The sequence below is a fragment of the Neobacillus cucumis genome, from assembly GCF_002860255.1.
GTDB lineage: Bacteria > Bacillota > Bacilli > Bacillales > Cytobacillaceae > Neobacillus > Neobacillus cucumis_A.
On the sequence record NZ_PGVE01000017.1, the window covers coordinates 325,916 to 338,809 of the forward strand.

General features: G+C 39.7%; 11 protein-coding genes, 12 tRNA genes and 1 rRNA gene. 22 read left to right on the forward strand and 2 right to left on the reverse strand.

Annotation, left to right across the window (positions count from 1 at the left end):
- The first annotated feature begins 56 nt into the window (after positions 1–56).
- Entirely contained in the window at positions 57–1,073 is a 1,017-nt protein-coding gene (locus CVD27_RS04215; protein ID WP_101646628.1) for a DUF3231 family protein, read from the forward strand.
- 98 nt (positions 1,074–1,171) lie between these two features.
- Here the strand turns inward: CVD27_RS04215 and CVD27_RS04220 are convergent, their stop codons facing one another.
- Positions 1,172–2,056 (reverse strand): sulfite exporter TauE/SafE family protein, encoded by an 885-nt coding sequence (locus CVD27_RS04220; protein WP_101646629.1) that lies wholly within the window; start codon positions 2,054–2,056, stop codon positions 1,172–1,174.
- Positions 2,057–2,367: 311 nt separating this feature from the next.
- On the opposite strand from CVD27_RS04220, the gene CVD27_RS04225 reads away from it, so the two are divergent.
- From CVD27_RS04225 to CVD27_RS04240, 4 genes are all read left to right on the forward strand, one after another.
- Positions 2,368–2,856, forward strand: coding sequence for a GNAT family N-acetyltransferase (locus CVD27_RS04225; protein WP_101646630.1), 489 nt, complete (start codon positions 2,368–2,370; stop codon positions 2,854–2,856).
- Positions 2,857–3,102: 246 nt separating this feature from the next.
- Positions 3,103–4,302, forward strand: a complete 1,200-nt coding sequence (locus CVD27_RS04230) for an MFS transporter (protein ID WP_101646631.1) — start codon at positions 3,103–3,105, stop codon at positions 4,300–4,302.
- A gap of 188 nt (positions 4,303–4,490) precedes the next feature.
- Positions 4,491–5,471 carry an aldo/keto reductase gene (locus CVD27_RS04235; RefSeq protein ID WP_101646632.1) on the forward strand — a complete coding sequence of 327 codons (981 nt, stop codon included), beginning with the start codon at positions 4,491–4,493 and terminating at the stop codon, positions 5,469–5,471.
- A gap of 113 nt (positions 5,472–5,584) precedes the next feature.
- The gene (locus tag CVD27_RS04240) at positions 5,585–5,758 is read left to right on the forward strand and encodes an asparagine synthase (protein WP_101646633.1); all 174 of its coding nucleotides are present in this window, start codon (positions 5,585–5,587) and stop codon (positions 5,756–5,758) included.
- A gap of 46 nt (positions 5,759–5,804) precedes the next feature.
- Here the strand turns inward: CVD27_RS04240 and CVD27_RS04245 are convergent, their stop codons facing one another.
- On the reverse strand, positions 5,805–7,751 hold the full coding sequence (locus CVD27_RS04245; RefSeq protein ID WP_101646634.1) for a GTP-binding protein: 1,947 nt from the start codon (positions 7,749–7,751) through the stop codon (positions 5,805–5,807).
- A 312-nt stretch (positions 7,752–8,063) separates the two neighbouring features.
- Here CVD27_RS04245 and CVD27_RS04250 point away from each other — a divergent pair.
- The 17 genes from CVD27_RS04250 to CVD27_RS04330 all read left to right on the forward strand — a co-directional run.
- Positions 8,064–8,138: transfer RNA gene (locus CVD27_RS04250), tRNA-Glu, on the forward strand.
- 35 nt (positions 8,139–8,173) lie between these two features.
- Positions 8,174–8,255 (forward strand) — tRNA-Leu (locus CVD27_RS04255).
- A 46-nt stretch (positions 8,256–8,301) separates the two neighbouring features.
- A tRNA-Arg gene (locus CVD27_RS04260) sits at positions 8,302–8,378 on the forward strand.
- Positions 8,379–8,385: 7 nt separating this feature from the next.
- A tRNA-Pro gene (locus CVD27_RS04265) sits at positions 8,386–8,462 on the forward strand.
- A gap of 21 nt (positions 8,463–8,483) precedes the next feature.
- Positions 8,484–8,556, forward strand: a tRNA-Ala gene (locus CVD27_RS04270).
- A gap of 9 nt (positions 8,557–8,565) precedes the next feature.
- A tRNA-Ser gene (locus CVD27_RS04275) sits at positions 8,566–8,658 on the forward strand.
- A gap of 20 nt (positions 8,659–8,678) precedes the next feature.
- Positions 8,679–8,755: transfer RNA gene (locus CVD27_RS04280), tRNA-Asp, on the forward strand.
- Positions 8,756–8,781: 26 nt separating this feature from the next.
- A tRNA-Tyr gene (locus CVD27_RS04285) sits at positions 8,782–8,866 on the forward strand.
- A gap of 5 nt (positions 8,867–8,871) precedes the next feature.
- Positions 8,872–8,947: transfer RNA gene (locus tag CVD27_RS04290), tRNA-His, on the forward strand.
- A gap of 58 nt (positions 8,948–9,005) precedes the next feature.
- Positions 9,006–9,079 (forward strand) — tRNA-Gly (locus CVD27_RS04295).
- Positions 9,080–9,082: 3 nt separating this feature from the next.
- Positions 9,083–9,159: transfer RNA gene (locus CVD27_RS04300), tRNA-Ile, on the forward strand.
- 19 nt (positions 9,160–9,178) lie between these two features.
- A tRNA-Ser gene (locus tag CVD27_RS04305) sits at positions 9,179–9,269 on the forward strand.
- A 295-nt stretch (positions 9,270–9,564) separates the two neighbouring features.
- Positions 9,565–9,861, forward strand: coding sequence for a hypothetical protein (locus tag CVD27_RS04310; RefSeq protein ID WP_257984258.1), 297 nt, complete (start codon positions 9,565–9,567; stop codon positions 9,859–9,861).
- A gap of 176 nt (positions 9,862–10,037) precedes the next feature.
- Positions 10,038–11,024 (forward strand): aldo/keto reductase, encoded by a 987-nt coding sequence (locus CVD27_RS04315; RefSeq protein WP_101646636.1) that lies wholly within the window; start codon positions 10,038–10,040, stop codon positions 11,022–11,024.
- A gap of 68 nt (positions 11,025–11,092) precedes the next feature.
- Positions 11,093–11,914, forward strand: a complete 822-nt coding sequence (locus CVD27_RS04320; RefSeq protein ID WP_101646637.1) for a dienelactone hydrolase family protein — start codon at positions 11,093–11,095, stop codon at positions 11,912–11,914.
- Positions 11,915–11,919: 5 nt separating this feature from the next.
- Positions 11,920–12,402, forward strand: a complete 483-nt coding sequence (locus CVD27_RS04325) for a GNAT family N-acetyltransferase (protein ID WP_101646638.1) — start codon at positions 11,920–11,922, stop codon at positions 12,400–12,402.
- Between the two features lie 324 nt (positions 12,403–12,726).
- Positions 12,727–12,894 (forward strand): 16S ribosomal RNA (locus CVD27_RS04330); the annotation flags it as partial.

Genomic DNA, 12,894 nt, shown 5'->3' on the forward strand with positions numbered 1-12,894 from the left:
ATTTCCACAAGTGGGTAAACCTATGCTCATAACAGATAAGATAAAGGAAGAATGTTATGGAGCAAAACCCGATTCGTCTTACCGCACCAGAGATTTCAAGTCTTTGGACACAGTATATGTTCGATACGATGTCTATTTGTTGGATTAAATATGCGTTAGAACATCTTGAAGACCAAGATACGATTGAAATATATAAATTTTCACTTGAACTCTGTGAACGCCATGTCCAAAAGGTGAAGGAGTTTTTTGAAGCTGAGGATTTTCCCATTCCAATGGGTTTCACCGAAAAAGATGTAAACATTAAAGCCCCGCGTCTTTTTCAGGATAATTTTTATCTGTATTATATGTATATTATGTCTTTACAAGGGCTAACAGGGTACGCATTGTCTGTAAGTACCTCAATTAGAGCAGATTTACGAAAATATTATTACGATTGTAATAATGAAACATTGACTGTTTTTGAAAGAGCAATCGATATGATGCTGAATAAAGGAATTATTACCCGACCGCCTGTTATTAGTCCATCTGAACAAATTGATTTTATTAAGCAACAAAGTTTTTTAACAGGCTGGTTTGGGTCAAGGCGTCCATTGACGGGAATCGAAATCGGTGATATAACCTTTAATTTGTATAAAATGCACCAGCATGTTGCTTTAAAGGTTGGTTTTAGTCAAGTAGCAAAATCTAAAAAGGTTCGCCAATTCATTAATAGAGGAATCGACCTTGGAAATAAGCATATTACTGCATTCGAACAAATTTTTCGTGAAGAGAAACTACATTATCCCATTTCGTGGCAATCTCAGGTGACAAATTCGATCATCCCGCCATTTTCCGACAAATGGATCATGTATCAATTACTCTTATCCACCCAAGTGACTATTGCTTTTTATGGTTCAGCACTAAGTGTGACCGCTAGAAGAGATTTAGCGGAAAAATATATTATTCTAACGAGTGATTTATTAAGATTGGGTGAGGACGGGATGAATTTGATGATCGAAAATGGTTGGTTAGAGGAACCACCGAAAGCAACCAATCGCAAGGAACTTGGCAATGGAGAAAAGGATCGTAAATAATAAAAACGAAAACCCCATAAAGAGTAATTGGGCTCTTAATGGGGTTTTCAACATTCATCTCTATCATACAGCTGCTAGTTCCTCTAAGTTATATATCTTTATTCTGCTAATTGTTTACGATAGCTATTACGTTTTATTTTATAGCTAACATTTATGATTGCTGCGAGCCAAAGGACAGCTAGAATGAGATAAGTAAATAAACTAATTATATGTGAGGCCTCTAATGCTCCAAGTAAGGTTCTGATATTAGTAATTATGATAATTCCTCCAACCAGTGTCCCTAATAGATTAGTTGGGATGATTTTGACTAACCAAGCAGCGATTGGAGCAGCGATAATTCCCCCAATCATCAAAGCAATAACCCATTGAACATTAATTTGAGTCCATCCCAAGGTTAAAAGGAAGCCTAATGTAGAAGAAATGGCAATAGCAAATTCACTTGTATCAACCGATCCAATCACCTTCCTTGGTTCCATTTTGCTGCTCGTTAACAAAACCGGTGTGGCAATTGGCCCCCAACCGCCGCCGCCAGTAGCATCAAAGAAGCCTGCAATAAAGCCTAACGGAATCAGTTGCTTTTTTCCTAATTTTTTCCCTGACAATTTACTAGCAGGATTAAATTTAAACAAAAATCGGTATATAACATAGACACCCAACATTAACAGAAAAAAGGAAACATACGGCTTTACAATATTTCCAGGAATGCTGCCTAATAAACAAGCACCGATAAAGGCTCCGATGGAACCCGGGATAATTAATTTATATACCACGTGTTTATCCACGTTACCAAATCGAATGTGGGATACACCTGATGCTGCAGTCGTGACGACTTCTGCCATGTGAACCGAAGCTGAGGCAACTGCTGGTGCGATTCCAAACATAAGCAGTAAAGAAGTGGAAGTCACTCCATAAGCCATTCCTAAGGAACCATCCACTAATTGTGCTGCCAAGCCTATTAGCGCAAGTACGACTAACCTCCTCATGAAAAACCTCTCCTTTTTATATATTTCCTGAATAGACTAGTTAGTAGGAATAAAGGAGTTACTACCTGAATATGACTCTTTTTTTATTGGTCCACTAATCCAATCAAGTTTCTAACCTACGATATGTAAGGATATAAAATTGGGTTCTTGTCATAGGTGAAAATGGTTAATTGCCTATATCATAGAAGCTTTAAAGAGTTCCCTCCATAAAATGTAGGATATTTTTTGAATGCATATATAATTATATCTAACCATTTTTCTGGTAAAATAAATTTGACTAATTTGAATATTCAACTTGGAGGAATACAGCCGTGGTAAAGATACGCAATGTTAAGTACGAAGATCTTGCTGAATTAGTAATCTTAGAAAATCGCTGTTTTGCAAAAGATGAGGCAGCCACTGAAGAAGCGTTCCAAATGAGGATTCAAACCATCCCTGATAGTTTCTTTGTTGCGGAAGAGGATGGGGTCATTGCTGGGTTGATCAATGGACCAGTTATTGAAACCGCGTATATTACAGATGATTTATTTCATGAGAGTAAAGCCAATCCAGCCGCTGGCGGACACCAAAGTGTGTTAGGGTTAGCCGTGTCTCCAGATTATCAAAATCGCGGAATTGCCGGAGCATTACTTGCTCATTTAGAAAAAGACGCAAAAACGAAACATCGTGAAACCATTACCCTTACTTGCAAGCAGAACTATATTCATTTTTATGAAAAACAAGGGTTTAAAAACGAAGGTATTTCTAGCTCGGTACACGGTGGGGTTACATGGCATAACATGATAAAAAACTTGAGCTAAGTTACGTTCCAAAAGCAGCTGATAGGAAAAAAACTAGCTGAAAACTAATACATATCAAATGAAAAGGGTGGCCCAGGGGGTTACCCTTTTTGTGGCTTTTCACGTGCTTTTCTTAGTCGAATTTTGTTGGATATTGTATATTTCACAAATCGAATATTTCGGAAGTGAAAATAAAATGGTTTTATGTTACGATGGCACTATTAAAAAAGGATTTAAATTTTTTGCATTATTGGGAGATGGAGTAGCATGCTATTGTGGAAACGAAATTTATGGATACTTTGGATTGGAGTCTTTTTTACAGCAGCAAGTTTTTCCATGGTCATCCCTTTTTTGCCTATTTTCCTCCTGCAAATAGGTGTACACCAACATACTGAAATGTGGTCAGGGTTATTGTTTAGTTCCGCGTTTTTTGCAGGTGCCCTTGCTTCACCATTCTGGGGAAGAATGGCCGATAAATACGGGAGAAAACCGATGATTGTCCGTGCAGGTTTTGCACTCTTTGTCATTTACACATTAATGGCATTTGTTACAAACCCCTATCAAATTTTGGCACTGAGGATCCTTCAGGGATTATTAAGCGGGTTCATTCCGGGAGCGATTGCTTTAATTGGTACCAATACTCCTGGAAACAAAGTGGGCTATGCTCTATCAATGATCTCAACCGCATCTGCATCAGGAGGAATTATTGGTCCGCTGCTTGGCGGCGGCATAGCAGATTTAGTGGGAAATCGCTGGGCATTTGCAAGCGCCGGTATGATTGTATTTCTTTCAACACTATTAATTATTTTTTGGGTAATAGAGGAGAATTTCACACCAAATAAGGAAAAGGGCTCCGTTAGAAACGATTTTAAAGCAGCACTGAGTAATCGTCCTTTTTTAATGGTCCTAATATTAACCCTTGTTACCAGCTGTTCGGTCATGACGATTGAACCGGTTCTTCCTTTATACATCGTAAAATTAGGTGGTTCTTCCAATAATGCATCCTTCCTTGCAGGGGTTGTCTTTTCACTTCCTGGGATTGCCAGTGCTCTATTTGCTCCTTATTGGGGAAAATGGGCTGACAAAGTTGGCTTTCAACGAGTCTTGTTCATTGGGCTGCTGGGCGGTGGAATTGGAACATTAGCTCAGATTGTATTCACCCATATTTGGGGATTCTCAATGATTCGTTTTGTGTTTGGAATCTTTTTCTGCGCGGTTTATCCCGCTTTGAATGGTCTGGTCGTCAAATCGACTCCAGATGATTTCCGTGGACGAGCGTTTAGTTTGAGTCAAACAGCAAATCAATTAGGTGGAATGACAGGCCCAATGATTGGCGGATTCCTGGGAGGGATTTTTCCAGTCTATAGTGTTTTTATCGTAACTGGTTGCTTATTATTAATTGCTACAGGGACAGTTTTCGTTAATGCCCGTGAATTGAATACTATAAATAAAAAAGTCGTTTCATAAGCGGTAAAAGTGGAGTCCTCCTAGAGCGGCTCTTTTGGTCATTTTCTTTGTGAAATTTTGAGGAAAATAAGGTTGAGATGATAGAAGAAATCTTTGATAAGAATTATAGTTTAGATATGGCAAGAATATAGTAGTTTGTACGGGGAGGAAGGTTATCCCTTAAAATTAGGAGAGGAAGGTACAAATAAATGGATTATGTAAAATTAGGAAATACGGGAATGGATGTATCCCGTCTTTGTTTAGGCTGCATGAGTTTTGGTGTACCAGAACGAGGTAACCACCAATGGGTGCTGGATGAAGAAAATAGCCGTCCAATCATAAAAAAAGCACTTGATTATGGTATTAATTTCTTTGATACTGCAAACGTGTATTCTGATGGTACAAGTGAAGAAATTGTCGGACGAGCGTTAAAAGAATTTGCTAACAGGGATGAGATTGTAATCGCAACAAAGGTACATGGCCGCATGCATGAAGGACCGAATGGGGGAGGACTATCCCGCAAAGCCATAATGAGTGAAATTGACCATAGTCTCAAAAGACTTGGTACGGATTATGTAGATCTATATCAAATACACCGTTGGGATTACGATACTCCAATCGAGGAAACCATGGAAGCGCTGCATGATGTGGTAAAGGCGGGCAAGGCAAGATATATTGGTGCCTCTTCCATGTATGCATGGCAATTCCTTAAAGCGTTACATATAGCAGAGAAAAACGGTTGGACAAAGTTTGTTTCTATGCAAAATCATTTAAATCTTTTATATCGAGAAGAAGAGAGGGAAATGCTTCCGCTTTGTAGAGAGGAAAAAATCGGTGTTATCCCTTGGAGTCCACTTGCACGAGGAAAACTTACTCGTGACTGGGAGGAAACAACATCTCGGTCGGAGACAGATGAATTTGGCAAAACTCTATATGCCTCTACAGCGGAAGCAGATCGTCTTGTAGTGGAAAGAGTGGCAGAATTAGCATCGAAATTAGGAGCACCGCGAGCCCAAGTTGCGCTCGCCTGGGTATTGCAAAAACAACCTGTAACAGCACCCATTATCGGTGCAACAAAGATGTCTCATTTAGAGGATGCTGTAGGAGCACTCACCATTAAATTGACACCAGAAGAAATTAGCTTTTTAGAGGAACCTTATGTACCTCATCCAGTTCTAGGCTTTAAATGATCAGGAACCATCCATTGAAGGTGCCTAGATATATTCAGTATAATTCCACCTCAGGAGTGAACAATAAGGTTGGTGTTAATGGCACCAATCATAAGATGTGGAGGAAGATTACTATGAACGTACGTGAAGGATTAATTCCGACTGCATTAGGTACCGCTGTAACCGCAACCGGTTACGCCTTAAAGCAGAAGCGGGGAACCAACAAAATGATCGCAAACACGGTTTTCGGTTTTGGTTTGGCGCACGTCGTTTTAGGTGTAATCGACCTTGTAGAACATCGTCGTTAATAAAGAAGGCGCAGCAGAATAAACTGCTCGCCTTCTTTTATTTTAACTATAAGCAATGCATGTAAGCTTCTGCTTCATCCCACGAAACCGTATAGCCCTGTCCTTTTGAACAGAAGATAGAAGAAGAGGTATATTCCGGATCGGCGTCTTTATTGTATTTAAGTCTTTCAATGACTTGATTCTGATTATGGCAAAGATCATAGCCTCCAACCACTAAATTCATCGTCCCTTTACCTTGTGTAAACGAAGCAAATTCTGGACCATAGTTCATGAAGGTAGCTACCGGTACTTTACCGGTAAGAAAAACTTTGTTTCCCTCTGTTATAGGGGAGTCAAAACTACCGTGTGCTTGTTGAAGATCAGTTAGTATCTTACCCATATGAGTCAAATCTACTTTTATTTTAAAATCGTAAAATGGCTCGAGTAGAATGTTCTCGGCCTTTTCTAAACCCTGACGTAATGCCCGGTAAGCTGCCTCACGAAAGTCACCGCCGGAGGTATGTTTGTTATGCGCACGTCCTGTGACGAGCGTAATTTTTAAATCTGTAAGAGGTGAGCCAGTTAAGATTCCGTGATGTTCACGTTCAAAAAGGTGTGATTGAATGGTGTTCTGGGTTCCTATTGTTAAATGATCCGTATGACAGACACTTTCAAAGGAAATGCCGCTATTTCTCACTGCCGGTTCTAGTTTTAAATGTACCTCAGCATAGTGACCCAATGGCTCGAAATGGCCAAAGCCCAGTACCTCGGAAGCAATTGATTCTTTATATAATATCTCTGGTTCATTAAAGGTGACGTCTAGGTTGAACCGTTCTTTAATGACTTGCTGCAGAACTTGGAGTTGGATGGTCCCCATTACATGAATGTGGATCTCTTGCGACCGTTCCTCCCAAGTAACGTTAAGGGCTGGGTCCTCAGCATTAAGAATCTTAAAATAACGTAAAGCTTCTTTTACATTGATATTCGATTCAAGGGTAACTTTTGATTTCAGTGCTGAGGTCATTTCATAATTTACCTTTTTCTTTAAGGTACCTAAGCCTTCTCCTGCAGAGGCCAAGGATAGTCCAGTTACTGCAAATAGGTCTCCAGCTGAGACATGATCAACACTTTGAAATTTGCTGCCGTTGTATAAACGGATTTGTGTGATTTTTTCATTATGAGATTTTCCGCCACAGTAAATTTCATCGCGTACTTTTAATGTGCCGCTATACGCTTTTATAAACGTAATTCTCGTTCCTTTTTCATCATAGCGGATCTTGTAGACGATTCCTGCAAATGGTTCCTCCTTGTTATAGACCGTTTCGGTTAACAAGTCCATTTTTTCCAGTAAACTATCTAAACCGATCGCCTGAAGGGCCGAACCATATGTACATGGGAAAATTTGATTGTTTCTGAAGAGGTTTTTCATTGTTTCGAACCATAAATCAGAGTCATAACCATCCTCCATATATCTATCTAACAATTCTTCATCCCGTTCGGCGATAAATTCAATTAGTTCTTCACTCATATTATTCCGAATTGACGAATGGGTTATGTCACAAGCATCTTTGCTTAATTGAGTTCGAATTTCATTCATTACACTAACTGCATCTGCTCCCACACGATCTATTTTATTAATAAAGAAAATCGTCGGGACGTTATGTTTTTGAAGAAGTCTCCAAACGGTTTCCGTGTGTCCTTCGATTCCTTCCACAGCACTTACAATGATGATAGCAAAATCCATAACTTGAAGGGCCCGTTCCATTTCCGGAGAAAAGTCGACGTGTCCAGGAGTATCAATTAAGTAATAAGTGGAGCCGTTATATAAGAATGTCACTTGGTCTGCAAAAACAGTAATACCTCTTTGTTTTTCAATTTCGTGCGTATCAAGAAAGGTATCTTTATGGTCAACCCGGCCTCTATATCGGATTGTTTTTGTATGGTAAAGCAATTGTTCGGCCAAAGTTGTTTTACCGGCATCAACATGGGCAAATAATCCAATGGTTTTTTTCATGATGTCACCTCAATTATCTATATTCATTGTCTAATATTATATCAAATTGGATAATAGCCTTATTAAAAAAAAGACCATACACTAGAAAAAATTTCTATTGAAACAAACGTAACTAGAATGATATTATATGGGAGTTCTCTTTTTGAGAGAGGGGACTAGGAGGAATAATTTCCATTGAATCTCTCTACAGATAATGGTATTCTTGAAAAGTCGTTCTCCAAATGGCATCTGTAAATTGAATTGGTAAAAATTGATGTTTGATAGAATAAAAGTAATTTGATAATTTAACATTCGTGTCGATTTTAATATTAAGGCCCCTTGGTCAAGCGGTTAAGACACCGCCCTTTCACGGCGGTAACACGGGTTCGAATCCCGTAGGGGTCACCAAAGTTTTTTACGATAGTAAAATAACTTTCAATAACGCGGGTGTGGCGGAATTGGCAGACGCACCAGACTTAGGATCTGGCGCCGCAAGGCGTGGGGGTTCGACTCCCTTCACCCGCACTTTTTTCTTAATTCTGGTATTTGTTACCGATATAATCAAAATCATGCGCCCGTAGCTCAATTGGATAGAGCGTCTGACTACGGATCAGAAGGTTATGGGTTCGACTCCTTTCGGGCGCGCCATATATTTCGGGAAGTAGCTCAGCTTGGTAGAGCACTTGGTTTGGGACCAAGGGGTCGCAGGTTCGAATCCTGTCTTCCCGACCATGTACATCATAAAAAGAATTTGGGGTCTTAGCTCAGCTGGGAGAGCGCCTGCTTTGCACGCAGGAGGTCAGGGGTTCGATCCCCCTAGACTCCACTTGATAATGGAGGAATACCCAAGTCCGGCTGAAGGGATCGGTCTTGAAAACCGACAGGCGGGTTAAACCGCGCGGGGGTTCGAATCCCTCTTCCTCCGCCAGTTTTACTTATTTTATTTTGGGTCTGGTAGTTCAGTTGGTTAGAATGCCTGCCTGTCACGCAGGAGGTCGCGGGTTCGAGTCCCGTCCAGACCGCCACCTTAATATATTTCATCTGTTCTTATGGAGGGGTAGCGAAGTGGCTAAACGCGGCGGACTGTAAATCCGCTCCCTCAGGGTTCGGCGGTTCGAATCCGTCCCCCTCCACCATGATGGCGGCTGTGGCGAAGTGGTTAACGCATCGGATTGTGGTTCCGACATTCGTGGGTTCGATTCCCATCAGCCGCCCCATTACTCTTTATTATGATGATGAATTTCTAATTGATTTTTACTTTAATTTTTAAAAAATGCGGGTGTAGTTTACTGGTAAAACCTCAGCCTTCCAAGCTGATGTAGTGGGTTCGATTCCCATCACCCGCTCCATATGGGCCTATAGCTCAGCTGGTTAGAGCGCACGCCTGATAAGCGTGAGGTCGATGGTTCGAGTCCATTTAGGCCCACCATCTTAGATATTATTTATTTGGGGAAGTACTCAAGAGGCTGAAGAGGCGCCCCTGCTAAGGGTGTAGGTCGCGTAAGCGGCGCGAGAGTTCAAATCTCTCCTTCTCCGCCATACATAAGATACTCTTTGTGTATAAAATTTTATTATTCCTAAAAACGATCCTATTATAAATTTGAAACGCATGGATAACTTATCCGTGCGTTTTTTTGTTTGACAGAAACCTAAGGTAGCACTCCTTATGATTTTAGCAGCCATATTAGGAGCATGGACCGGCAGAAGATTATAAATTTCAATTTAATTAAAATAGTACATCTTTTTCCTCTGATCATCATACATGTATATGTAGATTTAATTTTTCCGGATTGGAGGTAAATTTATGTATTATGCACGGGTGGTACAATATAAATTGGGAACAGGTCATAGGGATATAGCAGAAAAATTAACAAAAGAATTTGATAAAAAGAGTAGAAATTTAGTTGGATTTAGAGGAAGCGTATATTTTTTCGATGACCCATCCGGTGAGTACAGGGCATTAAGTTATTGGGATACAAAAGAGGAAGCTGAACAGGCGCATAAAAAATTATTCCCTGAGTTTGAAGGAAAACTCCAAAGTGTTACAAATGAAAAACCAAGCGTAAAATTTTATGAAGTCTTTGAAGCAACAGACGACGAAGACCTTATGGCTTCTCATATTAAAATTTAAACACTTTTAGAACCTTGATTGAATTCAAGGTTCTTTTTATTGGTTTATTAGAAGAAGAGCATGTATTGGTAAATTTCCCCTTCATTTCGTATAATCTTTATGTAACAAGAATGAGTCATTTTTTTAGTTTCTTCCAGTAATAGTTATATAAAAGCTGAAAAAGAGAGGTTAACAAAATGCAAACAAGAAAACTCGGACGTAATGGTCTGGAAGTATCTGCACTTGGACTCGGCTGTATGGGAATGTCTGATTTTTACAGTGGAAGAAATGATGAAGAATCTATTAAGACGATTCACCAAGCACTTGAGTTAGGAATCAACCTGCTCGACACAGCCGATATGTATGGAGTAGGAAAGAATGAAGAATTAGTTGGACGGGCTATCAAGAATAACCGCGATCAAGTTATTATTGCAACTAAGTTTGGGAATGTAAGAGGAAGCAATGGTGAATTTTTAGGTATCAATGGGCGCCCGGAATACGTTAAACAAGCATGTGAGGCCAGCCTTCTACGTCTTGGAGTGGATTATATTGACCTTTATTATCAGCACCGTGTAGACCCTAAGACGCCAATTGAAGAAACAGTAGGTGCAATGGCGGATTTAGTTAAAGAAGGTAAGGTCCGTTATCTTGGCTTGTCTGAGGCCGCTCCGCAAACCATTCGTCGTGCCAATAACGTTTACCCAATCACTGCTGTACAAACTGAATATTCCTTATGGAGCAGAGACGTAGAGGATGAAATTTTACCTGTTTGCCGGGAACTAGGAATTGGTTTTGTCCCTTACAGTCCATTAGGGAGGGGATTTTTAACTGGACAAATCCAAAAATTTGAGGACTTAGATGCAGATGACTATCGTCGTCATTCACCTCGTTTCCAAGGTGAAAATTTTCAGCTAAATTTAGATCTCGTAAATAAAATTAAAGAAATTGCTAGTGAAAAAAACTGCAAGCCGTCCCAATTGGCACTCGCATGGCTATTAGCTCAAGGGGACGATATTGTTCCTATTCCCGGAACGAAAAGAATTCAATACTTAGAAGAGAATATCGGGGCATTATCCATTAGCTTAACGGATTCAGATCTTGCGCGAATTAATGAAGTGGCTCCTAAAGGGGCTGCTGCGGGAGAACGGTACCCTGAGGCCGGAATGAAAGGTGTTAATCTGTAATTCAAGGGAATCAGTAAAATAGTTACTGATCAACTTATTGAAAGGGAAATTAAATGGAGGACTAAGTTATGGCATTAGAAACAAAATGGGTTCGTTACGGAAAAAATCAAGAATTTATTGGATACATGGCAAAAATGGACCGAGTTAACGCAAACTTACCGGCAGTGATTGTTATTCAGGAAATATGGGGTGTAGATGCCCATATTCAAAATATAACTGAAAGATTTGCCCAAGCTGGTTATCTTGCATTCGCTCCTGATCTATATGCTGAAAATGGGAATCGAATGGAAGATTTAAAAGAAGAACGTGTAGTAGAGGTAAGAGATTTCTTAGATTCCTTGCCACATACAGTATGGAACAACCCTGGGGAAAGGGAGCAAGCCATTCGTGAACTGGAAGAAGAGAAACGGAATCGTGTAACAAGGACTTTTGAAAAAATGTTTGGAGGAATTCAATCTTCTGTTTATATCGAAAACCTATTGTCTGCCAACTCTTTTTTACGTAATGAATGCGAAGCATCAAAAGGTCAAGGAGTCGCCTCCATTGGATTCTGCATGGGCGGGGCACTATCTGCGTTACTTGCCTGCCGTGATCCAGAATTAAAAGGGGCAGCCATTTTTTATGGTACCTCTCCTTCAGAGGACGCACTTAAAAGCATTAATTGTCCTCTATACGGATTTTATGGAGAACTTGATAAACGTATTTCAGATAATATACCAGCTTTTGCCGATCAAATGAAAAGTCACGGAAAATTATTTGAATATGAAATGTATAAAGACACACATCATGCCTTTTTTAATGATACAAGGGCTTCTTACAATGTTTCTGCAGCAAGGGATTCCTTTCAAAAAGTCCTTACATTTTTTAAACAAGTACTAGTTGAGGAATAGTCTCAATGAGTGTAATAGTTAAATTAGCTGACAAAATAGAAGTTGCCACTTCCCATAGGCTTATGCTAGAAGCTTTTGAGGAATATCGGAATATGGAAGTTCCTTCAAGTGCCATTAATGAATCTCTTGAGTCCATGCTCGAAAAATATTCAAATGGTACTGAAAAAATTCTTCTATGTTTAGAAAATGACTTACCATTAGGCTCCCTGAGATTCCTAGTTGAGGGAAAAGAGATATATTTTATGCGCGTCTCTGTCACTCCAGCTGCAAGAGGAAAGGGACTTGCTAAATCTATGCTAACATGGCTCGAGCAGTATGCGGTGCAATCAGGAATTGCTAAACTAAAATGTAGAGTGCGGATGTCTTTGTCCAAGAATATTCTCCTATATGAATCTCTCGGTTATAAGATTACTAATGAAGAAACAGTTATTAATCCAAATGGATACGAAGTTAAAACAGTTGTCATGGAAAAACACTTAACAAATTGATTCTTTATAATGAACGAGGGGTAAATTCTCCTCGTTTTTGATTTATAGAATTGGAAAAATTTTCACCTTGTAGGTCGATATCTATAATGGTAAGATAATAAACGTTCCCTTCAAAAAGTTGTTTGAAGGAATTCAAGTGATAATTACTTTTAGTAAGAATTACCATTGATACAAGTTTTAAAAAATGTTATGATACTTTTTGTCGCTTCTTTAATAAGCGAAATTGTTCTTTGAAAACTAAACAAACAAAAAACGTCAACAAACAATAATAATTCATTTCTTGCGAAATGATGCCAACGTAACATTTTTGAGCTAATCAAAACTTTCTTGGAGAGTTTGATCCTGGCTCAGGACGAACGCTGGCGGCGTGCCTAATACATGCAAGTCGAGCGAACAATAGGAGCTTGCTCCCTGTTGGTTAGCGGCGGACGGGTGAGTAACACGTGGGCAACCTGCCTGTAAGACGGGGATAACTCCGGGAAACCGGGGCTA

Coding starts and splice junctions, on each gene's coding strand:
- CVD27_RS04240 (WP_101646633.1), top strand. CDS start 5,585: ATGAACGTACGTGAAGGATTAATTCCGACTGCATTAGGTACCGCTGTA.
- CVD27_RS04220 (WP_101646629.1), bottom strand. CDS start 2,056: ATGAGGAGGTTAGTCGTACTTGCGCTAATAGGCTTGGCAGCACAATTA.
- CVD27_RS04320 (WP_101646637.1), top strand. CDS start 11,093: ATGGCATTAGAAACAAAATGGGTTCGTTACGGAAAAAATCAAGAATTT.
- CVD27_RS04235 (WP_101646632.1), top strand. CDS start 4,491: ATGGATTATGTAAAATTAGGAAATACGGGAATGGATGTATCCCGTCTT.
- CVD27_RS04245 (WP_101646634.1), bottom strand. CDS start 7,751: ATGAAAAAAACCATTGGATTATTTGCCCATGTTGATGCCGGTAAAACA.
- CVD27_RS04230 (WP_101646631.1), top strand. CDS start 3,103: ATGCTATTGTGGAAACGAAATTTATGGATACTTTGGATTGGAGTCTTT.
- CVD27_RS04215 (WP_101646628.1), top strand. CDS start 57: ATGGAGCAAAACCCGATTCGTCTTACCGCACCAGAGATTTCAAGTCTT.
- CVD27_RS04325 (WP_101646638.1), top strand. CDS start 11,920: ATGAGTGTAATAGTTAAATTAGCTGACAAAATAGAAGTTGCCACTTCC.
- CVD27_RS04315 (WP_101646636.1), top strand. CDS start 10,038: ATGCAAACAAGAAAACTCGGACGTAATGGTCTGGAAGTATCTGCACTT.